We start from the raw sequence: 20,673 nt of genomic DNA, 5'->3' as shown, positions 1-20,673 counted from the left end.
GGCGTCCCTTTCCCCCGCATGATCCCCGCGATCCCCGCGTTGATCCTCGTGGCCGCCCTGGAGGTTCCGTGGTACAGGCGTACATCCTGATCCAGACCGAGGTCGGCAAGGCGTCGACCGTCGCCGAACTCATCGGCAAGATCCCCGGCGTGCTCCAGGCCGAGGACGTCACCGGTCCCTACGATGTCATCGTCCGCGCGCAGGCGGACACCGTGGACGACCTCGGTCGCATGGTGGTTGCCAAAGTCCAGCAAGTGGACGGCATCACCCGCACCCTGACCTGCCCGGTCGTGCACTTGTAGTCCCCGTCTACGCTTGGCCGGTGAACTTCTTCCTTCGCCGGCTCGTCCCACTCCCCGCCCTCGGCGTACTGCTGTTCGCCACAGGCTGCTCATGGACGGACGACGCGGTGACGGTCTCGGTTCCCTCCCCCGACTCCCGGACGTCCGGCCACTGCCGGAAACTGCACGAGGCACTGCCCGAGCAGCTGGACGGCCTCGACCGGAGCGATCCCGAGCCGGACTCGGAGTTCACCGCGGGGTGGGGAGGCTCGGCGATCATACTGCGCTGCGGAGTCACGCAACCCCCGAAGATGCAGGAGCCGAACCCGCCGACCACCACCGTGGACGGCCTCGGCTGGCTCATAGAGGAACCGGGGGACGGTTCGTACCGGTTTACGAGCGCTCTGCGCGAGGCCTATGTCGAGGTCACCATCAGCAAGGAGCACGCGAAGCAGGGTGCGGGCTCGCTCGTGGACCTCGGGCGCGTGGTCAAGAAGACCGTGCCCGAAGGCGTCGCCACCTGACAGGACAGAAAGCCGGGCTCCGCACCATGTGCGGAGCCCGGCTTTCGTGTGGGGCGTGCGTGACGGCTAGCGCAGCCCGGTGGAGCGCCGCAGCGCCGCCTGCACCAGGCGGTCCACCAGCTCCGGGTACGAGACGCCGCTCTCCTGCCACATGCGCGGGTACATGGAGATGGGCGTGAAGCCGGGCATCGTGTTGATCTCGTTGATCACGAACTCGCCGTCCTCGGTGAGGAAGAAGTCCGCGCGCACGAGGCCCTCGCAGCTGGCCGCGTCGAAGGCCGCGACCGCGAGGCGCTGCACCTCGGCGGTCTGCTCGGGGGTCAGCGGCGCCGGCACGAGGCCGGAGGCCGAGTCGATGTACTTGGCCTCGAAGTCGTAGAACTCGTGGTCGGTGACCGGCGGGATCTCCGCGGGCACGCTGGCGCGCGGGCCGTCCTCGAACTCCAGGACGCCGCACTCGATCTCGCGCCCGCGAAGCAGCGCCTCGACGAGGAACTTCGGGTCGTGGCGCCGGGCCTCCTCGATGGCCTCGTCCAGGCCGTCGAAGGAGTCGACCTTGGTGATGCCGAAGGAGGAGCCCGCGCGGGCCGGCTTGATGAAGAGCGGCCAGCCGTGCTCACCGGCGAACTCGGCGATCTTCTGACGGGCGTCGGCCCTGTCGTGCTCCCACTCGCGCGGGCGGATCACCAGGTACGGGCCGACGGGCAGGCCGAAGGAGGTGAAGACGCGCTTCATGTACTCCTTGTCCTGGCCGACCGCGGAGGCCAGGACGCCGGAGCCCACGTAGGGCGTTCCGGAGAGCTCGAGGAGTCCTTGGAGGGTGCCGTCCTCGCCGTACGGACCGTGCAGCATCGGGAAGACGACGTCGACCTCGCCGAGCGCCTTGGGCACGCTGCCCGGCTCGGTGTAGACGACCTCGCGGTTGGCGGGGTCGACCGGCAGGATGACGCCGCCCTCGCTGTTCTCGGCGACCTGTTCGACGGTCGGCACCTTGCGGTCGGCGATGGCCATCCGCTCGGGTTCGTCGGCGGTCAGCATCCACCGGCCGTCCGAGGTGATGCCGATCGGCAGCACGTCGTACTTGGTGCGGTCGATGGCGTTCAGGACCGCACCGGCCGTGACGACCGAGATGCCGTGCTCGGAGCTGCGTCCGCCGAACACGACGGCCACACGCGGCTTGCGTACATTCCCGCCGTTCCCACCGGAGGAGGCGGGGACGGGGCTCTGGGAGGAGGTCTCGCTGCTCATATCGCGTTGAGACTACCTTGCGTGACCGCGCCCCTGGGAGCCCCGGCGCGCAGGCCCTGCCGGTGTCACGGACCGTGACGCCGCTATGACATGGAGGTCAGTGGCGCTCGGCCTTCGCGGTGCGCGACATGAGTTCCTTGACGGCGACCAGCGGCGGCTTCCCGTTGTGCACGATGTCCACGACGGTGTCCGTGATCGGCATCTCGACCCCGTGCCGCCGGGCCAGATCGGCAACGGATTCACAGGACTTGACGCCTTCGGCGGTCTGCTTGGTGACCGCGATGGTCTCCTCGAGGGTCATGCCCTTGCCGAGGTTCGTACCGAAGGTGTGGTTGCGCGACAACGGCGAGGAGCAGGTGGCCACGAGGTCGCCCAGACCCGCGAGTCCGGAGAACGTGAGCGGGTCGGCGCCCATCGCGAGCCCGAGCCGGGCGGTCTCGGCGAGGCCGCGGGTGATCAGCGAGCCCTTGGTGTTGTCGCCCAGGCCCATGCCGTCCGCGATACCAACGGCGAGACCGATCACGTTCTTGACGGCGCCGCCGAGTTCGCAGCCGACGACATCGGTTTCGGTGTACGGGCGGAAGTACGGGGTGTGGCAGGCAGCCTGGAGCCGCTTGGCGACCGCTTCGTCGCTGCAGGCCACGACCGCTGCCGCGGGCTGCCGTGCGGCGATCTCGCGGGCCAGGTTGGGGCCGGTGACGATGGCGATGCGCTCGGCGGGTGCCTTGGTGACATCCGCGATGACCTCGCTCATGCGCATGGCCGTGCCGAGCTCGACGCCCTTCATCAGCGAGACGAGAACGGTGTCGGGGGCGAGCACCGGCGTCCACCGCGTCAGGTTGGCGCGCAGGGTCTGCGAGGGCACCGCGAGCACCGTGAAGTCGGCGTCCGCCGCGGCTTCGGCGGCATCCGTCGTCGCCTTTACCCGCTCGGGGAGTTCGACGTCCGGGAGGTAGTCGGGGTTCCTGCGCGTGGAGTTGATGGCCTCGGCGAGCTCGGGCCTGCGCCCCCAGAGCGTCACCTCGCAGCCCGCGTCCGCGAGCACCATCGCGAAGGCCGTCCCCCACGAACCCGTACCGAAAACGGCCGCCTTCACCGGTGCACTCACTTCTTCTCGCCCTCACCTTCGCGTTCGGCCAGCTTGCGGCGCTGCTCGATCCGCGCCAGACGCGGGTCGTACGGCTTCTCGGGGGCCTTCTCGCCGCGCAGCTCCTCGAGCAGTGCGGTGATGTGGCGCATGATGACCTCCGTTGCCTCCTGCAGGAGTTCGGGGGTCATCTCCCGGTCGTAGAAGGCCGAAAGGTCCACCGGCGGACCGGCGAGCACACGGCTGGTCTTGCGCGGGAAGAGGTCGGGCTTCTTCGCGTACGGCGGGAGCAGTTCGTTGGCGCCCCACTGCGCGACGGGAATCACCGGGCACTTGGTCTGCAGCGCGACCCGGGCGGCGCCGGTCTTCGCGGTCATCGGCCACTGGTCCGGGTCACGGGTGATCGTGCCCTCCGGATAGAAGGCGACGCATTCCCCGCGCTCGACGGCGTCGATGGCGGCGCGAAAGGCGCTCAGCGCATCGGTGGACTCGCGGTAGACGGGGATCTGTCCGGTCTCCCGCATCATCAAGCCGACAAAACCACTCTTGAAAAGCCCGTGCTTGGCAAGGAAACGCGGCACACGTCCGGTGTTGTACTGATAGTGCGCGTATGCCAATGGGTCGACATGCGAATTGTGGTTCACCGCGGTGATAAATCCGCCCTCGGCCGGAATGTGTTCCATCCCGCGCCAGTCCCGCTTCAGGAGAACAATCAGCGGCGGTTTGGCGATGACCGCCGCAAGGCGGTACCAGAAGCCGATTCTGCGGCGGGGCACTCGGACACCTTCCTCTACGGACCTGTGCATGCTCGGGTGGGCGGCCGCACAAGTGTCGCCCCAGGTCCCCGGTCTGTCGAGAACACCGTACGCCCACGTCCCCGAGCGCACCGCCCCTGCATGGGCCCCTCGGGGCCCGCTCCGGCGGACCCCGGGCCAGAATGGGCGCGATGCGCACCGACAACGGCCGGCCCACGCCGCTCGCGTGGACCCTGGTCATACCCCTGAAGCCCCTGGCGCGGGCGAAGAGCAGGCTTGTGGGGCCGTTCGCCCGGCAGGAGACGACGCCCTTGCGCCCTTCGCTGGCCCTGGCGTTCGCCCAGGACACAGTGGCGGCGGTGGCGGCCTGTCCCGCCGTACGGGATGTGGTGGTCGTCACGGACGACGAGCTGGCCGGAAGGGAACTCGGGGCGCTCGGCGCCCTGATCGTGCGCGACGAACCCGCCACCGGCCTGAACGCCGCGCTCAGGCACGGGGAGCGGGCCGTGCGGGCCCTGCGGCCCGAAGCGGCCGTTGCGGCCCTCAACGCCGATCTGCCGGCACTGCGCCCGGAAGAATTGACCGCGGTACTCGACAATGCGGCCCAATTTCCGCGGGCATTTCTCGCGGATGCCGCCGGAATCGGTACGACGCTGCTCTCGGCCGCCCCCGGAACGGAACTGGCCCCGGCTTTCGGCGGCGCCTCACGCGCCCGCCACACGGCGTCGGGAGCGGTCGAGATCGCTCTCGCCGGGGTCGAGAGCGTCCGTCAGGACGTGGACACCTGGGAGGACCTCGAAGCCGCCCACCGGCTTGGCCTCGGGCCGCGCAGCGCCGAGATGTTCAGAAGGTCTGCAGAGTCACCAGCGTGATCCGCCGGCTCCCGCCTTCGCCCTCGACCTCGATCCGTACGCGCTGACCCGGCCTGAGCAGCCTGAGCCCGCCGGCGTCGAAGGCCTCTGCGGGGAAGTCGAGGGGGGTGCCGTCGTCGAGGAGGACACTGCCGCTGCGGGTCTCGGAGTCGTACGTGTACGCGGTGGCCTGCATGCCCGCAGCGTATCGGCCCGCGAACGCACCGCGGGCCGGTCCCCCCTTGGAGGGGAACCGGCCCGGCGCGTGAGTGAGCCCTGCAGAGGGCGGCGGCATCCAGCTGCGCCGCCGCTCGTCACTTCTTCCTGGCGGTGGCCTTCTTGGCGGTGGTCTTGCGCGCCGTCGACTTCTTGGCGGGCGCCTTCTTCGCCACGGCCTTCTTGGCGGGGGCGGTCTTCTTCGCCGTCGCCTTCTTGGCCGGAGCCGCCTTCTTGGCGACGGTCTTCTTGGCCGTGGCCGCCTTCTTGGCGACGGTCTTCTTGGCCGTCGTCTTCTTGGCGGTGGCCTTCTTGGCGACCGTCTTCTTCGCGGTGGTCTTCTTCGCCGCGGTCTTCTTGGCGGGGGTGGCCTTCTTCGCCGTGGTCTTCTTGGCGGTGGCCTTCTTGGCCGCAGCCTTCTTGACCGTCGCGGAAGCGCCGCCGGACAGGCTGCCCTTGGGCGCCTTCTTGACCGCCACGTCGTTCTTCGGGAGCTTCTTGGAGCCGCTCACGAGGTCCTTGAAGCCCTGGCCCGCGCGGAAGCGCGGCACCGAGGTCTTCTTGACCCGCACGCGCTCACCCGTCTGCGGGTTGCGGGCGTAACGGGCCGGACGGTCGACCTTCTCGAACGAGCCGAAGCCCGTGACCGATACGCGGTCACCGTTGACCACGGCACGGACGATGGCGTCCAGTACGGCGTCGACGGCGTCGGAGGCCTGCTGACGGCCACCGACCTTGTCGGCAATCGCTTCTACGAGCTGCGCCTTGTTCACGTCTTCCCCTTCGGAGACATTGCCGGAACGAATCTGTTCTGGCTTTTTCGCACGTTAGGCAGATATATACCGCAAATCAAACACGAAACGGGCGAATCACCCACGTGCCGCAGCGAACTGGGCCTTCAACCGCAGCAAACTGGGGGCTTCAAGGAGTTCCGTCCGTGGATCCGCCATCGGATAAGGCCCTTGCGTCCAGCTCATCCATGAACTGCCCAAGGCGTCTTGCCGCATCGGCGAGATCGTGTTTGGCCGCGGCCGTAATGACCAGCAGCTTCCGGGTCAGCGCCATCCGTACGCTCTCCGGTACTTGCAGTTCACGCACCTTGCGGTGCGCCTCTTTCAGCTGGTCCGCGACCTCGCCGTAGAGCTCGAGTTGGCGATCGCGTTCCATGCACCGATTGTGCCATCTGGCCTGAGTTGTCGCCTCACGAGGTCTCAGCGTGCCGCGCAGAAGGGGATTTCGGGACGGCCGCACCCCTGAAGTCGCCTCTCGCGCGGGGCCCTCGGCACGTACGGCGGCGGGCGCCAACTCGCCCTGGTGCAGGTGGACTTGCCGCCCTCGGGGCCCAAAACGCCGAACCGCGGCCTGCACGCAGACCGCGGTTCGGAAAAGTTGCCGGGCTCACTTGCCCGAATGGCGCATCACACCTGGACGGTGCGCGGCTTGTAGGCGGGGCGGTCCGCCTCGTACGCCGCGATGTCGCCCTCGTTCTGCAGGGTGATGGAGATGTCGTCCAGGCCGTTCAGGAGCCGCCAGCGGGCGTTCTCGTCCAACTCGAAGTCGGCGGTGATGCCCTCGGCGAGAACCTGGCGTTCCCGCAGGTCGACGGTGATTTCGGCGGTCGGGTCCTGCTCGGTGAGCTCCCAGAGCGCGTCCACGACCTTCTGGTCGAGCACCACGGTCAGGAGGCCGTTCTTCAGCGAGTTGCCGCGGAAGATGTCTGCGAAGCGGGAGGAGATGACCGTCTTGAAGCCGTAGTTCTGCAGGGCCCAGACGGCGTGTTCACGGGAGGATCCGGTGCCGAAGTCGGGTCCGGCGACCAGGACCGTGGCGCCCACGCGCTCCTCCTTGTTGAGGATGAACTCCGGGTCCTTGCGCCAGGCCTCGAACAGGCCGTCCTCGAAGCCGTCCCTGGTCACCTTCTTGAGCCAGTGGGCGGGGATGATCTGGTCGGTGTCGACGTTGCTGCGGCGCAGCGGCACGGCCCGGCCGGTGTGCGTGGTGAATGCTTCCATGGCTGATCAGACTCCAGCGGGCGTACGGGCGTCGGCTTCGGACAGGTCGGCGGGCGAGGCCAAGTGGCCCAGTACCGCGGTGGCGGCGGCGACCTGGGGCGAGACCAGGTGGGTGCGGCCGCCCTTGCCCTGCCGGCCTTCGAAGTTGCGGTTGGAGGTGGACGCGGAGCGCTCGCCGGGGGCGAGTTGGTCGGGGTTCATGCCCAGACACATCGAGCAGCCCGCGTGCCGCCATTCGGCGCCGGCCTCCTTGAAGACCTTGTCCAGGCCCTCGGATACGGCCTGCAGGCCCACGCGAGCGGAGCCGGGCACGACCAGCATCCGTACGCCGTCGGCGATTTTGCGGCCTTCGACGATCGCGGCGGCCGCGCGCAGGTCCTCGATACGGCCGTTGGTGCAGGAGCCGACGAAGACGGTGTCGACCTTGATGTCGCGCAGCGGCTGGCCGGCCTCAAGACCCATGTACTCCAGGGCCTTCTCGGCCGCCAGGCGCTCCGAAGCGTCTTCGTACGAAGCAGGGTCGGGGACGCTGGCCGACAGGGGGGCACCCTGGCCGGGGTTGGTGCCCCAGGTGACGAACGGGGCCAGTTCCTCCGCCTTGATGACGACCTCGGCGTCGAATTCCGCGTCCTCGTCGGTCTTCAGGGTCTTCCAGTACGCCACGGCGGCGTCCCAGTCCTCGCCCTTCGGGGCGTGGTCGCGGCCCTTGATGTACTCGAAGGTGGTCTCGTCGGGGGCGATCATGCCCGCGCGGGCGCCGGCCTCGATCGACATGTTGCAGATGGTCATGCGGGCTTCCATCGAGAGCTTCTCGATGGCGGGGCCGCGGTATTCGAGGATGTAGCCCTGGCCGCCGCCGGTGCCGATCCTGGCGATGATGGCCAGGATCAGGTCCTTCGCCGTGACGCCCTCGGGCAGTTCGTCGCCCTCGACCGTGATGGCCATCGTCTTCGGGCGGGCCAGCGGCAGCGTCTGCGTGGCGAGTACGTGCTCGACCTGCGAGGTGCCGATGCCGAACGCCAGGGCGCCGAAGGCACCGTGGGTGGAGGTGTGCGAGTCGCCGCAGACCACGGTGGTGCCCGGCTGGGTCAGACCCAGCTGCGGTCCCACCACGTGGACGACGCCCTGCTCGACGTCGCCGAGCGAGTGCAGCCGTACGCCGAAGTCCGCGCAGTTCTTGCGCAGCGTCTCCAGCTGGGCGCGCGAGACCGGGTCGGCGATCGGCTTGTCGATGTCGAGGGTGGGGGTGTTGTGGTCCTCGGTGGCGATGGTGAGGTCGAGCCTGCGCACCTGGCGGCCGCTCTTGCGCAGGCCGTCGAAGGCCTGCGGGCTGGTCACCTCGTGCAGCAGGTGCAGATCGATGTAGAGGAGGTCGGGCTCGCCCTCGGCGCGCCGGACGACGTGGTCGTCCCAGACCTTCTCCGCGAGTGTCCTACCCATCGCTTTCCCTCCGGCCGGCGGTGTGCGCCCGGCTCAACTAGAGATGTATGACGGCTACGTCCGTTCCCCACGTACCGGACGTCGGCCGTCTGACCCGCCGAGTCCTGAGTGACCGCGGGCCGTCGTCCGTACAGGGTGGCAAGTTCCCGGAAAAATTGAACTTGCGTTTCACAGAGTGAGACGCGAATATCGACGCATGGACAACTCTAGCGGCGTCGGCGTTCTCGACAAGGCGGCTCTGGTCTTGAGCGCTCTGGAGTCCGGTCCGGCCACCCTGGCAGGGCTGGTCGCGGCCACCGGACTGGCACGACCCACGGCACACCGCCTTGCCGTGGCCCTTGAGCACCACCGCATGGTGGCGCGTGACATGCAGGGCCGTTTCATTCTCGGCCCCCGGCTCTCCGAGCTCGCGGCCGCGGCCGGCGAGGACCGTCTGCTCGCGACGGCGGGCCCGGTGCTCACGCACCTGCGGGACGTGACGGGCGAGAGCGCCCAGCTCTACCGCCGCCAGGGCGACATGCGCATCTGTGTCGCCGCGGCCGAGCGTCTGTCCGGCCTGCGGGACACCGTCCCGGTCGGCTCCACGCTCACCATGAAGGCCGGCTCCTCGGCCCAGATCCTGATGGCCTGGGAGGAGCCCGAGCGCCTGCACCGCGGCCTCCAGGGCGCCCGCTTCACGGCCACGGCGCTCTCCGGCGTACGCCGCCGGGGCTGGGCCCAGTCGATCGGCGAGCGCGAGCCGGGCGTGGCCTCGGTCTCGGCGCCGGTGCGCGGCCCGTCCAACCGCGTGGTCGCAGCCGTCTCGGTCTCCGGACCGATCGAGCGCCTGACCCGCCACCCGGGCCGTATGCACGCCCAGGCCGTCATCGACGCGGCCGCCCGGCTCTCCGAAGCGCTGCGCCGCTCGGGCTGAGTCCGCTCCCCTACGCGAGGAAGGTCCGCCTCAACGCCGCGGCGGACCCTCCGAGTCGGCGCCCCACCGTCCATGGGGCGCCCCTGCTTCCCGTACGAACTCGACAGACGAAAAACCCTTACGCCACCTTCAGCCGGTCGGCCGCGCGGTCTCCGCGACGGCCGACCGGCTGAGTGCCGTATGCGGCCCCGAGTCCGAACTCCGGCATGTTCACGTAGATGTTCTCGTAGCGGCCCGCGGGCACCAGATACGTCTCGTGCCAAATGCCCGCCGCAGCACCGGCGTTGCGCGCGCTGCGGTTGTACGCGGTCCACGCCGGCCGGTGCTTCCTGCCGGTGTCCTTGGCGTACTCGAGGAGCTTCTCCTTCGACTCCCAGTACTGCACGACCGTGAAGAGCCGCGGCCCGCCGAGCATCAGCCGGTAGCCGAGCAGCCCGGACTCCTTGTCCTCGGACAGCTCGCGCAGCATCTTCGGCATGGCGAGGAACACCGGCAGCCAACTCCGCACCTTGCGCAGCTTGTTGATCCGCATCCCGATGAGGAAGACGACGACATCGCCCTCGGCGGCGGCGACCCTGCGCTCGGCGATCACTTCGGTGCTCATGGGGCTCCCCTTCCCACTCATTGGATAGCGCCACTATCCATGTTTAGATAGTCGCACTCTCCAACGGAAGGCGCAAGGGGAATGAAACTCGCGGAGCTGAGCGAGCGCAGCGGCGTCTCGACGGCCACGATCAAGTACTACCTGCGCGAGGGGCTGCTCCAGCCGGGCCGCCGGGTCACGGCCACGCAGGCCGAGTACGGCGAGGAGCATCTGCGCCGGCTGCGGCTGGTGCGTGCGCTGATCCAGGTGGGCCGGGTCCCGGTGAGCACGACCCGCGAGGTGCTCTCCGCGCTCGGCGACGAATCCCTCGACCAGCACAGCCGGATCGGCGTCGCGGTCGAGGCACTCCCCCACGCGCCGCTACCCGTCGAGGACGATCCGGCTACCGAGCGCGCGCGACACGAGGTGGCGAAGCTCCTCGACCGGCTCGACTGGGACGACTCCCGTGGTTCCGGGCCGAGTTCACCGGCGTACGGCACGCTGGTGACGGCGGTGGCGGCGCTGACCCGGCTCGGATACCCATGCGGGGTCGAGGAGTTGCTGCCGTACGCCCGCGCGGTGTCCCAACTGTCGGTGACGGAGCTGGACTTGGTGGCGCGCTTCCCCGAGGAGGAGCGGGTGGAGGCGGCCGTCGCGCTCACGGTGCTCTACGAGCCCGTGCTGCTCAGCCTGCGCCGGCTCGCGGAAACGGATGAATCGGGGCGCCGCTTTATGAATACGGAGTAAAGCGAAGAACAAGCCCAAAAGGAAAAGGCTCCCTTCCCGGAGGAAAGGAGCCTTTTCTCATTGCGTACCCCCGACCGGATTCGAACCGGCGCTACCGCCTTGAGAGGGCGGCGTGCTAGGCCGCTACACAACGGGGGCTTGCGATACTGCAGTTACTGCGCTGGGCTACCAGGACTCGAACCTAGAACAAAGGAACCAGAAACCTTCGTGTTGCCAATTACACCATAGCCCACTGGTGGTCTAGACCACCTGAGTACCCCCGACCGGATTCGAACCGGCGCTACCGCCTTGAGAGGGCGGCGTGCTAGGCCGCTACACAACGGGGGCCCTAGCGATCCTGCATTGAGATCAGGGGGAGCTACCCACACTGTCCTCACGGGAAGGATCTGTACCCCCGACCGGATTCGAACCGGCGCTACCGCCTTGAGAGGGCGGCGTGCTAGGCCGCTACACAACGGGGGCCTTGCGGATCAAGATCCGCGGGTTGCAGATGAGCTCTGCGAGCTGGCCTACCTGGACTCGAACCAAGACTAACGGAACCAGAAACCGTCGTGCTGCCAATTACACCATAGGCCAACAAAACGCAACCCCCGTAAGGGATCTTGTTCTGTGGTGTGCGTCTCCCGCCGGGCTTTCCCCCTGCGAGCGGCGCAGGAAGAACATTACCCGAAGGAGTCCGGCGCTCCAAAACGGGTATTGCCCGCGAGCACGGCCGGGAGCTGGTCGAGGCCGGTGATGCGGACGAGTTCGGGCCGGCCGCCCAGTCCGGTGCGATCCAGCCAGATGCCGGTCAGGCCCGCCTCGACCGCTCCGCGCGCGTCCGTGTCGGGCTGGTCCCCCACGTACGCCACCTCGTGCGGTGCGAGCCCCAGGGCGTCACAGGCCGCGTGGAAGGCGGCCGCCTCGGGCTTGGCGACGCCCAGTTCGGCCGCGCACAGGACGGCCTCGAAGCGGTCGCGTACGCCGAGGGTGCGGAGCTTGTGGTCCTGGTTGACGAGCGAGGAGTTGGACAGGATGCCGTGCCGGTAGGTGCCGGCGAGGGCGTCGAGCGCGGGGATCGTGTCGGGGAAGAGAGCCCAGGCCGACTTGAAGTGATGGAGGTAACGCTCGAACCACGCGTCGGCCTCGGCGTCGGAGAGTGCCTGTCCGGTGAAGTCGCGCGCACGGTCGCGCCGCTGCCCCTGGAAGTCCACCAGGCCCTCTTCGAAACGCCTCCAGTGCTCGCGGGTGATCCGCTTCCAGTCGTCCAGGGTGCGGGTGGTCAGGCCCTCGGCCGCGAGATGGGCCTGCAGGCCGACGGTGTCGGCCGAGGCGTAGTCGAAGATCGTGTCGTCGATGTCCCAGACGATGGCCTTGAGCATCGGGCTCCCGTCCTCGGTGGCAGGGATTCGAACGTATGCGAAAAGGCCCGGAGACCGTGATGGTTTCCGGGCCTTTTGGCGACCTATCGCTTATGCGGCCTGCCGTACGCGATGCGCTTTACGCGGCGAGCTCCGCCAGGGCGGCTTACGCGGTGAGCTTCGCCAGGGCCGCGTCGATACGGGCCAGCGAGGCGTCCTTGCCGAGGATCTCCAAGGACTCGAAGAGCGGCAGACCGACCGTGCGGCCGGTGACGGCGACGCGGACCGGGGCCTGGGCCTTGCCGAGCTTGAGGCCGTGCTCCTCGCCGGCGGCCAGGACCGCGTTCTTGAGGGACTCCGGGTCCGACCAGTCGGCGGCGTCGAGCTTCGCGCGGGCCGTGGTGAGCAGCGCGGCCGGGTCGCCCTTCATCGCCTTGGTCCAGGAGGCCTCGTCCTCGACCGGCTCCTTGAGGAACAGGAAGTCGACGTTGGCCGTGATGTCCGAGAGGACCTGCACGCGGGTCTGGGCGTGCGGGGCGATGGCCTCCCACTTGGCCTGGTCGAAGTCCTCGGGCGCCCAGTTGGCGTGCGGGGCCTTCAGCCAGGGCTCACAGGCGGCCGTGAAGGCCTTCACGTCGAGCATGCGAATGTGGTCGGCGTTGATCGCCTCGGCCTTCTTGAGGTCGAAGCGGGCCGGGTTCGCGTTGACGTCCGCGATGTCGAACTTCTCGATCAGGTCCTGGACCGAGAAAACGTCCTGGTCGGCCGAGAAGGACCAGCCCAGGAGGGACAGGTAGTTGAGCAGGCCCTCGGGCAGGAAGCCGCGCTCGCGGTACAGGTTGAGGCTGGCCTGCGGGTCGCGCTTGGAGAGCTTCTTGTTGCCCTCGCCCATGACGTACGGGAGGTGGCCGAAGGCCGGGATCGTCTTGGCGACGCCCAGCTCGATCAGCGCCTTGTACAGGGCGATCTGGCGCGGGGTGGAGGAGAGCAGGTCCTCGCCGCGCAGGACGTGGGTGATCTCCATCAGGGCGTCGTCGATCGGGTTGACGAGCGTGTAGAGCGGGGCACCGTTGGCGCGCAGGATGCCGTAGTCGCTGAGGTTCTCCGGCTGGACGGTGATCTCACCGCGCACCAGGTCGGTGAAGGTGGTGGCCTCGTCGGGCATGCGGAAGCGCACGATGTGGCTCCGACCCTCGGCCTCGTACGCCTGCTTCTGCTCGTCCGTGAGCGTGCGGCACTGGCCGTCGTAACCGGAGGGCTTGCCGGCGGCGCGGGCGGCCTCGCGGCGGGCGTCCAGCTCTTCGGTGGTGCAGTAGCAGGGGTACGCGTAGCCGGCGGCCTGCAGCTTCTCGGCGACGTCCCTGTAGATGTCCATCCGCTGCGACTGGCGGTAGGGGGCGTGCGGGCCGCCCACTTCCGGGCCCTCGTCCCAGGTCAGGCCGAGCCAGCGCATCGAGTCGAGGAGCTGCTCGTACGACTCCTCGGAGTCGCGCGCGGCGTCGGTGTCCTCGATACGGAAGACCATGGTGCCGCCGTTGTGCCGGGCGAAGGCCCAGTTGAACAGGGCGGTGCGGACCAGACCCACGTGCGGGTTGCCGGTCGGCGAGGGACAGAAACGGACGCGGACAGAGGCGTCCGGAGTGTTAGCCACGCTTGATCACCTTGTTGGTGAGAGTGCCGATGCCTTGGATGGTGACGGCGACCTCGTCGCCGACGTTGAGGGGACCGACGCCCGCGGGGGTGCCGGTCAGGATGACGTCGCCCGGGAGCAGGGTCATCGCCTCGGTGATGTTGACGATCAGATCCTCGATGGAGTGGATCATCTGGCTCGTCGAGCCGAGCTGACGCTGTTCGCCGTTGACCGTGCACTGGATGGCGAGGTCGCTCGGGTCGAGCTCCGTCTCCACCCAGGGGCCGATCGGGCAGGAGCTGTCGAAGCCCTTGGCCCGGGCCCACTGCTTCTCGCGCTGCTGCACGTCACGGGCGGTGATGTCATTGGCGCAGGTGTAGCCGAAGATGACGTCCTTGACGCGTTCGCGCGGGACCTCGCGGCACATGCGGCCGATGACGACGGCGAGCTCGGCCTCGTGGTGCAGCTCGCTGGAGAAGCTCGGGTACTCGATGGGGTCGCCGTCGCCGACCATCGACGTGGTCGGCTTGAAGAACGCCCACGGGGCGTCCGGGACCTCGTTGCCGAGCTCCTTGGCGTGGTCCGCGTAATTGCGGCCGAACGCGACGATCTTGTTGCCGATCACCGGCGGCAGCAGGCGGACCTTGCTCAGCGGGACCTTGACGCCGCTGAGCTCGAAGTCCGCGTACGGGATGCCCTTGATGATGTCGAGCACCGGGCCCTCGGGGCCCTCCTCGACCGCGCCGAAGGCGACATTGCCGTCGATGGAGAATCTGGCGATGCGCACGGAAGCCTCTTGATTCCTGCTGGGGATCCTCGACCCGGGGGTATGGGCCCCGGGTCGTCAGTCACTGAGGCTTCAGGCTAACGCGATCAGGCCTTCGCGACCGCGCCGGCGACGGTGATGACGACCGGCTCGGGGGTGGCCGGTGCGTTCTGCAGAACCGTGCGGCGGGGGTTGGCCGTGTTGGTGGGCAGCTCCGTGGTGTGCTCGGCGGGCTGCAGGCCGTCCAGCTCCGTCGCGTCCGCGAGGTGCACGAGGGTGGTGCGGCGCGGGTTGGCTATACGGAGCATCGGGCTCGTCGCGTTCACAGTCTTCACGGCTGGACTGACCTCTGGTCTCTGCTGGTGCGGTTACCTACCTGTGCGACCGCTTGTCGAACAGGCCATCCCTGTAAAGCGTCAGGCTAAACATCCACATTCCCCGCACTGCCGGTATCCGGCCTTGATCAGCGTGTGAGTTTGCTCACCAGGGAGCGGACGAATCGGTCATAACGGAGCGTCAACTCAGGGCCAAAGAACGGACATTACATAGCTGAACCCATCATTCCGATTCTGATCATGGCGACTGGGACACCCCCGCCCCGTAAGCAATTGCTAAGGAAATGTCCGCTATGCAGCAGATCCCGCTCTACGCCTGGTGACACGACCCTCACACGGCGTCACGCAGGTCACAGGCCGATACCTGGCCCTTGTTGGAGATCCGGCACTGTGCTGGAATTCCCGGGACCGCCGCGGATATGAGCCGGCGCGCATGGCGCAACAACAGCGTCGAGCGGCGGCGGGAGAAGGGGGAGACGCGCCGGTCACTGACGACCACCGGGGCTTCCTCGCCCCAAAACGCCGACACCGTCCCGCCGTTCACGCGGGGGGACGCCTGGTCCAGAGGTTGCGACGCTAGTGCAGGGACGTTTCAAGAGGGATGGCTCGGGCTCTGCCCAGGGCCGCCAGACCGGAGGGGTGGCCGAGCCGGAGCTGCGCGCCGGGACCGGCCCCACCACAGGCAACTCCGCACCCCCGCACGCCTCGGGTTCCTCACCGGCCGGTGATGCCGAGCGCCCCACGGGAGGTGCTGCGGCAGGCGGTGCGACCGCCCCTGCCCCGCTGGGGGAACGAAAGGGCCCCGGACCGCGAATAGCCCTGCGCAACTGGCGTATCTCCACGCGACTCGTCTCGCTGCTCGCACTGCCCGTGGTCGCGGCCACGTCGCTCGGCGCGCTGCGGATCAACGAGTCGATGAACGAGATCGAGCAGCTCGACAACATGAAGCTGCTCACGGAGATGACCAAGAGCGCGACCGAGCTGGCGAACGCGCTCCAGGAGGAGCGCGACAAGTCGGCGGGACCGCTGTCCACCGATACCTCCGTCAAGGCGACCGAGATCGTCGGCCTGCACGACCGGACGCAGTCCGAGCAGGAGCAGTTCCTCAAGGCCACGCTGGACTTCAACGAGAACCGCAGCGACCCCGCGCTGCGCGCGATCCGGCAGGACCTGACGCAGATCGCCGGCCAGCTGGCGCGCCTCAAGGACATCCGCAGGGAGGCGTACCAAGGGGACGCCCCCAGCTCTCAGACGATCCAGCGCTACAACCGTCTGATCGAGCAGCTCCTCGACCTCTCCCGTGACATGGCGCTCGCGACGAGCAACCCGGAGATCATCCAGCGCACGCGCATCCTCGCGGCCTTCTCGTCCGCCAAGGAGTACGCCTCCATCCAGCGCGCCGTCATCGCGGCCGCGCTGCCGGACAACGACAGCAAGCGCGGCGAGATCTCCGAGACCGACCGCCTCTACGGCTACGCGGCCTTCGACAGCGAGTCGGCCGCGCGCAGCAGTGTGACGCGGGCCTACGAGGACGCCGGCGGCGACGCCGGTGAGCTGATGCGGACCTTGCAGAACGGCCCGGCGGACATCAAGGAGTCCGAGTCGTACGCGAAGCGCGTCCTCGAGAGCTCCAGTGGCATCAAGACCGAGGAGCCGCGCTCCTACAAGGACTGGACCGACCAGGCCGACACCAAGCTCGGCCAGATGCGTCTCATCGAGACGTCGCTCCTCAACGAGATGGAGCAGGAGGCCCGTAACCTCCGTAACGAGTCCGAGCAGTCCGCCATCCTCAACGGTGCGGTCATCCTGCTCGTCCTCGGCATCTCGCTGATCGGCGCCTTCGTCGTGGCGCGGTCCATGATCCGCTCGCTGCGCCGGCTGCAGGACACCGCGACCCGGGTCGCCCAGGACCGGCTGCCAGAGCTGGTCAAGCAGCTCTCCGAGGCCGACCCGCAGGACGTCGACACCTCCGTCGAGTCCGTCGGTGTGCACTCGCGGGACGAGATCGGCCAGGTGGCCGCGGCCTTCGACGACGTGCACCGCGAGGCCGTCCGCCTCGCCGCCGAGCAGGCGCTTCTGCGAGGCAACGTCAACGCGATGTTCACCAACCTCTCGCGCCGTTCGCAGGGCCTCATCCAGCGCCAGCTCTCGCTCATCTCCGAGCTGGAGTCGCGCGAGGCCGACCCGGACCAGCTGTCCTCGCTGTTCAAGCTCGACCACCTCGCGACCCGCATGCGCCGTAACGGTGAGAACCTCCTCGTTCTCGCCGGTGAAGAGCCCGGCCGCCGCTGGACCCGCCCCGTCCCGCTGGTCGACGTGCTCCGCGCCGCCGCCTCCGAGGTGGAGCAGTACGAGCGCATCGAACTGGCCGCCGTGCCCTCGACCGAGGTCGCGGGACGCGTGGTCAACGACCTCGTGCACCTGCTCGCCGAGCTGCTCGAGAACGCCACCTCGTTCTCCTCGCCGCAGACCAAGGTCAAGGTCACCGGTCACGCGCTGCCCGACGGCCGCGTCCTGATCGAGATCCACGACACCGGTATCGGTCTCTCGCCCGAGGACCTCGCGGCGATCAACGAGCGGCTCGCGTCGCCGCCCACCGTGGACGTCTCGGTCTCGCGCCGCATGGGTCTGTTCGTGGTCGGCCGTCTGTCGCAGCGTCACGGCATCCGTATCCAGCTGCGTCCTTCGGACTCCGGCGGTACGACCGCGCTCGTCATGCTGCCCGTCGATGTCGCCCAGGGCGGCAAGAAGGGCCCGTCCTCGCCGGGTACCGGTGCGGGCGGCGGCATCGCCCAGGCGGCCGCCGGTGCGGCTGCCGCGCGTCAGCAGACGGCGGGCAACCAGTCCGCGGGACGGCTCGCCGCTCCCCCGCAGCGCAGCCAGGTCGCGGGCTCCGGTCCGCGGGCGGCGCTTCCGGGACGCGACGGCGGTCCGGCCGCACCCCGGCCGAACACCCCGCAGGGCAACCCCCAGCAGGGCAACGCCTTCGGCGGCCCCTCGCAGGGCGGCCAGCAGCAAGGCAACGGCTTCGGCGGCGGCCAGCAGGGCAACAGCTTCGGCGGCCAGCGCGGTGGCGCGCAGGGCGGCCGCGGCGGCAACGCCCCGCAGCAGCCCGCCGCTCCCCAGCAGCAGCCGCAGCGCGCCCGCGGGGACAACCGTCCCCAGGACGGCCGTCAGCTGCCGCCCATGGGCGGACCGCGTGCCGAGCTGCCCGGTGGCAACCCCCAGGGCCGTACGCCGAGTTGGGGCAAGGACATTCCGCAGGAGCACCCGCGCGGGCACGAGGAGCCGGAGTCCCCGGGCCTCTTCGGCCGTCCCGCCGCGGGCCAGGGCGACCGGCAGGGCTCGCAGGGCCCCGGCTCCACGGCCCAGTTCGACCGGCCCGACTTCAACGGTCCGCGCCCGGCCGGGATACCCAACCCGCCCGCGCCGGTGCGCCCCCAGGCGCCGCAGCGGCCGCAGGGTCCGGAGAGCACCGGCCAGTTCGCTCAGCCCGGCATGCCCGAGCGTCCGCAGGCGCCGCAGGGCGGCCCCGGTCAGCGGGACACCGCCGACTTCGCCGTACCGCGTCCGCCGGCCCCGCGCCCGGTGCAGCCGCAGCAGCCCGTGCAGCCGCCGGCTCCCGCCCGTCCGCAGCAGTCCGACAACGACACCTGGGCGCTGCCGCCGGCGAGCGGTCCGGGTGACGGCCGTACTCCGCTGTACGACACGCTGGAGACGAACTGGTTCCAGCAGCAGGGTCAGCAGCAGAACCAGGCTCCGCAGCAGCCGCAGGCTCCGCAGCAGTCGCAGCAGCAGTCACCTCTGCCGCCGCGTCCGCAGCAGGCGCCGGCCCAGAGCGCCACATGGCGCAACTCCCCCAATGACGAGCTCGGCCGACAGGCCGAGCGGGTGCGTCAGCCCTCCGCGGGCGGCGTCACCACTTCCGGTCTGCCGCGCCGTGTGCCCCGCGCCAACCTCGTGGCGGGCACGGCCGAACAGCAGCAGCACCAGGGCGGCCCGCAGGTCTCCCGTCGTCCCGACGACGTTCGCGGGCGGCTCACGAATCTGCGGCGCGGCATTCAGCAGGGCCGGCAGGCGGGCTCCGGTGACACCGGCAGCTTCCCCAGCCCCTCTCACCAGCAGGAGCGATAGTTGAGTCCGATGAGCCAGGCGGCACAGAACCTGAACTGGTTGATCACCAACTTCGTGGACAACACCCCCGGGGTGTCGCACACGGTGGTGGTCTCCGCCGACGGACTGCTGCTCGCCCTGTCCGAGGGTTTCCCGCGTGACCGCGCCGATCAGCTGGCGGCGGTCGCATCGGGCCTCACTTCGCTGACCGCGGGTGCGTCGAGGATCTTCGAGGGCGGCGAAGTCGCCCAGACCGTGGTGGAGATGGAGCGCGGCTTCCTCTTCCTCATGTCGATTTCCGACGGCTCGTCCCTCGCCGTTCTCGCCCACCCCGACGCCGACATCGGCCTCATCGGGTACGAGATGGCGCTGCTCGTCGACCGCGCGGGCACGGTCCTCACCCCGGATCTGCGCGCGGAACTGCAAGGCAGCCTGCTGCACTGACGGCCGCCTGGTCCCTACGAACCGATTCCGTCCGGCCGCCCCCGCGATCCCCCCACCGGCCACATCAGACGGCACCGACAACTTGCTGTCCCGCCCGGAGGATTCATGACCCCGCCCACCGCCTCTCACGATCCGTACGGCGCCCAGGCCGACTACGGCATGGAGGCCGAGCAGCCGCTGGTGCGCCCGTACGCGATGACGGGCGGCCGGACCCGGCCGCGCTACCAGCTGGCCATCGAGGCCCTGGTGAGCACCACGGCCGATCCGATGCAGCTGCAGGGTCTGCTCCCCGAGCACCAGCGCATCTGTCATCTGTGCCGTGAGGTCAAGTCGGTGGCGGAGGTCTCCGCGCTGCTCTCCATGCCGCTCGGGGTGGCCCGGATCCTGGTCGCCGACCTGGCCGAGGCCGGGTTCGTGGCCATCCACCAGCCCGGCGGCGACGAGAACGCCGGCGGCCAGCCTGACGTAACACTGCTCGAGAGGGTGCTCAGTGGACTTCGCAAGCTCTGACGGCGAGGCCGTACGTTCCACCACCAGCGCGAAGATCGTGGTGGCGGGCGGCTTCGGCGTGGGCAAGACCACGTTCGTCGGCTCCGTCTCGGAGATCAACCCGCTGCGTACCGAGGCCGTGATGACCTCGGCATCGGCCGGGATCGACGACCTCACGCACACCGGGAACAAGACGACCACCACGGTCGCCATGGACTTCGGCCGTATCACCCTGGACCAGGACCTGATCCTGTACCTCTTCGGTACGCCCGGTCAGGACCGCTTCTGGTTCATGTGGGACGACCTGGTCAAGGGTGCGATCGGCGCCGTGGTCCTCGTGGACACGCGCCGCCTCGCGGACTGCTTCCCGGCCGTGGACTACTTCGAGAACTCGGGGCTGCCGTTCGTCATCGCCCTGAACGGCTTCGAGGGGCACCAGCCGTACCAGCCGGACGAGGTGCGCGAAGCGCTGCAGATCGGTCCGGACACCCCGATCATCATGACCGACGCGCGACACCGTGCAGATGCGAAGTCCGCGCTGATCACGCTGGTCGAGCATGCGCTGATGGCACGTCTGAAGTAGTCGCGTACGGGCGCCAAGTGGTCCTGGACATACGGAAGTTGCCGTAAGTTGTCTAGGGACTTGTGTGTGCATGCTGTGTCGTTTGACACGATCCGCCCGTGTGTTCATAACGTTTCGACAGAGAATTCCGGGCCCACCGACACCGCATGCTGTCACTCGGTACCGCTGCGCTCACAAGAGCCCCGCCTTTTGGCGGGGCTCGCTCTTTATGACCGTTTTATCTGAGGCACACATCACCCGGAATCAATTCTTCCGAACGTTTGGAATCGCCTGCGCTGACGTGCTGGAATGCGCTGAACTGCCCAGTAGTACCGGG

Annotated in this window: 22 protein-coding genes and 5 tRNA genes; 9 read left to right on the top strand and 18 right to left on the bottom strand. The window is 68.9% G+C overall.

Annotated features, from left to right (window positions below):
- The first annotated feature begins 68 nt into the window (after positions 1-68).
- Positions 69-302: an Lrp/AsnC family transcriptional regulator gene (locus H9Y04_RS03415; protein WP_187812111.1), complete on the top strand. Its 234-nt coding sequence runs from the start codon at positions 69-71 to the stop codon at positions 300-302.
- Positions 303-322: 20 nt separating this feature from the next.
- Positions 323-805, top strand: a complete 483-nt coding sequence (locus tag H9Y04_RS03410; protein ID WP_187812110.1) for a DUF3515 domain-containing protein — start codon at positions 323-325, stop codon at positions 803-805.
- 66 nt (positions 806-871) lie between these two features.
- Here H9Y04_RS03410 and H9Y04_RS03405 read toward each other — a convergent pair whose 3' ends face one another.
- The 3 genes from H9Y04_RS03405 to H9Y04_RS03395 form a co-directional block, all read right to left on the bottom strand.
- A complete protein-coding gene (locus tag H9Y04_RS03405) occupies positions 872-2,053 on the bottom strand; it encodes a D-alanine--D-alanine ligase family protein (protein ID WP_187812109.1) in 1,182 nt (393 codons plus the stop codon).
- Between the two features lie 97 nt (positions 2,054-2,150).
- Positions 2,151-3,161, bottom strand: a complete 1,011-nt coding sequence (locus H9Y04_RS03400) for an NAD(P)H-dependent glycerol-3-phosphate dehydrogenase (protein WP_187812108.1) — start codon at positions 3,159-3,161, stop codon at positions 2,151-2,153.
- Positions 3,158-3,916, bottom strand: a complete 759-nt coding sequence (locus H9Y04_RS03395) for a lysophospholipid acyltransferase family protein (protein ID WP_187812107.1) — start codon at positions 3,914-3,916, stop codon at positions 3,158-3,160. Before H9Y04_RS03395 ends, H9Y04_RS03400 begins: the two co-directional genes overlap by 4 nt.
- 170 nt (positions 3,917-4,086) lie before the next feature.
- On the opposite strand from H9Y04_RS03395, the gene cofC reads away from it, so the two are divergent.
- Entirely contained in the window at positions 4,087-4,767 is a 681-nt protein-coding gene (cofC, locus tag H9Y04_RS03390; protein WP_187812106.1) for a 2-phospho-L-lactate guanylyltransferase, read from the top strand.
- On the opposite strand, the gene H9Y04_RS03385 is transcribed toward cofC, so the two are convergent.
- The 5 genes from H9Y04_RS03385 to leuC all read right to left on the bottom strand — a co-directional run bounded on the left by H9Y04_RS03385 (position 4,739) and on the right by leuC (position 8,414).
- Positions 4,739-4,942, bottom strand: coding sequence for a hypothetical protein (locus tag H9Y04_RS03385; protein WP_187812105.1), 204 nt, complete (start codon positions 4,940-4,942; stop codon positions 4,739-4,741). The genes cofC and H9Y04_RS03385 overlap by 29 nt on opposite strands.
- Positions 4,943-5,060: 118 nt before the next feature.
- Complete coding sequence (locus H9Y04_RS03380) at positions 5,061-5,735, bottom strand: HU family DNA-binding protein (protein WP_187812104.1); 675 nt, start codon at positions 5,733-5,735, stop codon at positions 5,061-5,063.
- Positions 5,736-5,883: 148 nt separating this feature from the next.
- Positions 5,884-6,129 carry an SCO5555 family protein gene (locus tag H9Y04_RS03375; RefSeq protein WP_187812103.1) on the bottom strand — a complete coding sequence of 82 codons (246 nt, stop codon included), beginning with the start codon at positions 6,127-6,129 and terminating at the stop codon, positions 5,884-5,886.
- A 251-nt stretch (positions 6,130-6,380) separates the two neighbouring features.
- Positions 6,381-6,974, bottom strand: a complete 594-nt coding sequence (gene leuD, locus H9Y04_RS03370; RefSeq protein ID WP_187812102.1) for a 3-isopropylmalate dehydratase small subunit — start codon at positions 6,972-6,974, stop codon at positions 6,381-6,383.
- A 6-nt stretch (positions 6,975-6,980) separates the two neighbouring features.
- Positions 6,981-8,414, bottom strand: a complete 1,434-nt coding sequence (leuC, locus tag H9Y04_RS03365; protein ID WP_187812101.1) for a 3-isopropylmalate dehydratase large subunit — start codon at positions 8,412-8,414, stop codon at positions 6,981-6,983.
- Positions 8,415-8,610: 196 nt separating this feature from the next.
- Between leuC and ndgR the strand changes: the two genes are divergently transcribed.
- The gene (gene ndgR / locus H9Y04_RS03360; protein ID WP_147988306.1) at positions 8,611-9,327 is read left to right on the top strand and encodes an IclR family transcriptional regulator NdgR; all 717 of its coding nucleotides are present in this window, start codon (positions 8,611-8,613) and stop codon (positions 9,325-9,327) included.
- A 118-nt stretch (positions 9,328-9,445) separates the two neighbouring features.
- Here the strand turns inward: ndgR and H9Y04_RS03355 are convergent, their stop codons facing one another.
- Positions 9,446-9,931, bottom strand: a complete 486-nt coding sequence (locus H9Y04_RS03355; RefSeq protein ID WP_187812100.1) for a DUF4188 domain-containing protein — start codon at positions 9,929-9,931, stop codon at positions 9,446-9,448.
- Between the two features lie 81 nt (positions 9,932-10,012).
- Here H9Y04_RS03355 and H9Y04_RS03350 point away from each other — a divergent pair, with 81 nt between their 5' ends.
- Complete coding sequence (locus H9Y04_RS03350; RefSeq protein WP_187812099.1) at positions 10,013-10,657, top strand: MerR family transcriptional regulator; 645 nt, start codon at positions 10,013-10,015, stop codon at positions 10,655-10,657.
- A gap of 65 nt (positions 10,658-10,722) precedes the next feature.
- Here the strand turns inward: H9Y04_RS03350 and H9Y04_RS03345 are convergent.
- From H9Y04_RS03345 to H9Y04_RS03305, 9 genes are all read right to left on the bottom strand, one after another.
- Positions 10,723-10,795 (bottom strand) — tRNA-Glu (locus H9Y04_RS03345).
- Positions 10,796-10,817: 22 nt separating this feature from the next.
- Positions 10,818-10,889 (bottom strand) — tRNA-Gln (locus tag H9Y04_RS03340).
- A gap of 22 nt (positions 10,890-10,911) precedes the next feature.
- Positions 10,912-10,984 (bottom strand) — tRNA-Glu (locus tag H9Y04_RS03335).
- Positions 10,985-11,046: 62 nt separating this feature from the next.
- Positions 11,047-11,119, bottom strand: a tRNA-Glu gene (locus H9Y04_RS03330).
- 42 nt (positions 11,120-11,161) lie between these two features.
- A tRNA-Gln gene (locus H9Y04_RS03325) sits at positions 11,162-11,233 on the bottom strand.
- Positions 11,234-11,319: 86 nt separating this feature from the next.
- Positions 11,320-12,018: an HAD family hydrolase gene (locus H9Y04_RS03320; RefSeq protein ID WP_187812098.1), complete on the bottom strand. Its 699-nt coding sequence runs from the start codon at positions 12,016-12,018 to the stop codon at positions 11,320-11,322.
- A 145-nt stretch (positions 12,019-12,163) separates the two neighbouring features.
- Positions 12,164-13,648: a glutamate--tRNA ligase gene (gene gltX, locus H9Y04_RS03315; protein WP_187812097.1), complete on the bottom strand. Its 1,485-nt coding sequence runs from the start codon at positions 13,646-13,648 to the stop codon at positions 12,164-12,166.
- On the bottom strand, positions 13,641-14,414 hold the full coding sequence (locus H9Y04_RS03310; RefSeq protein WP_187812096.1) for a fumarylacetoacetate hydrolase family protein: 774 nt from the start codon (positions 14,412-14,414) through the stop codon (positions 13,641-13,643). The genes gltX and H9Y04_RS03310 overlap by 8 nt, the downstream gene beginning before the upstream one ends.
- Before the next feature lie 86 nt (positions 14,415-14,500).
- Positions 14,501-14,728, bottom strand: a complete 228-nt coding sequence (locus H9Y04_RS03305; protein ID WP_438818068.1) for a hypothetical protein — start codon at positions 14,726-14,728, stop codon at positions 14,501-14,503.
- A 579-nt stretch (positions 14,729-15,307) separates the two neighbouring features.
- On the opposite strand from H9Y04_RS03305, the gene H9Y04_RS03300 reads away from it, so the two are divergent.
- The 4 genes from H9Y04_RS03300 to H9Y04_RS03285 all read left to right on the top strand — a co-directional run bounded on the left by H9Y04_RS03300 (position 15,308) and on the right by H9Y04_RS03285 (position 20,357).
- A complete protein-coding gene (locus H9Y04_RS03300; RefSeq protein WP_187812095.1) occupies positions 15,308-18,862 on the top strand; it encodes a sensor histidine kinase in 3,555 nt (1,184 codons plus the stop codon).
- Positions 18,863-18,871: 9 nt separating this feature from the next.
- Positions 18,872-19,285 carry a roadblock/LC7 domain-containing protein gene (locus tag H9Y04_RS03295; protein WP_187812094.1) on the top strand — a complete coding sequence of 138 codons (414 nt, stop codon included), beginning with the start codon at positions 18,872-18,874 and terminating at the stop codon, positions 19,283-19,285.
- A 105-nt stretch (positions 19,286-19,390) separates the two neighbouring features.
- Positions 19,391-19,795: a DUF742 domain-containing protein gene (locus tag H9Y04_RS03290; protein WP_187812093.1), complete on the top strand. Its 405-nt coding sequence runs from the start codon at positions 19,391-19,393 to the stop codon at positions 19,793-19,795.
- A complete protein-coding gene (locus H9Y04_RS03285) occupies positions 19,776-20,357 on the top strand; it encodes a GTP-binding protein (protein ID WP_187812092.1) in 582 nt (193 codons plus the stop codon). Before H9Y04_RS03290 ends, H9Y04_RS03285 begins: the two co-directional genes overlap by 20 nt.
- Positions 20,358-20,673 lie beyond the last annotated feature (316 nt).

This window comes from Streptomyces polyasparticus (assembly GCF_014493765.1).
Classification (GTDB): domain Bacteria; phylum Actinomycetota; class Actinomycetes; order Streptomycetales; family Streptomycetaceae; genus Streptomyces; species Streptomyces polyasparticus.
Note: the sequence above shows the minus strand (reverse complement) of the source record. Positions and strands in the feature narration are given on the sequence as shown.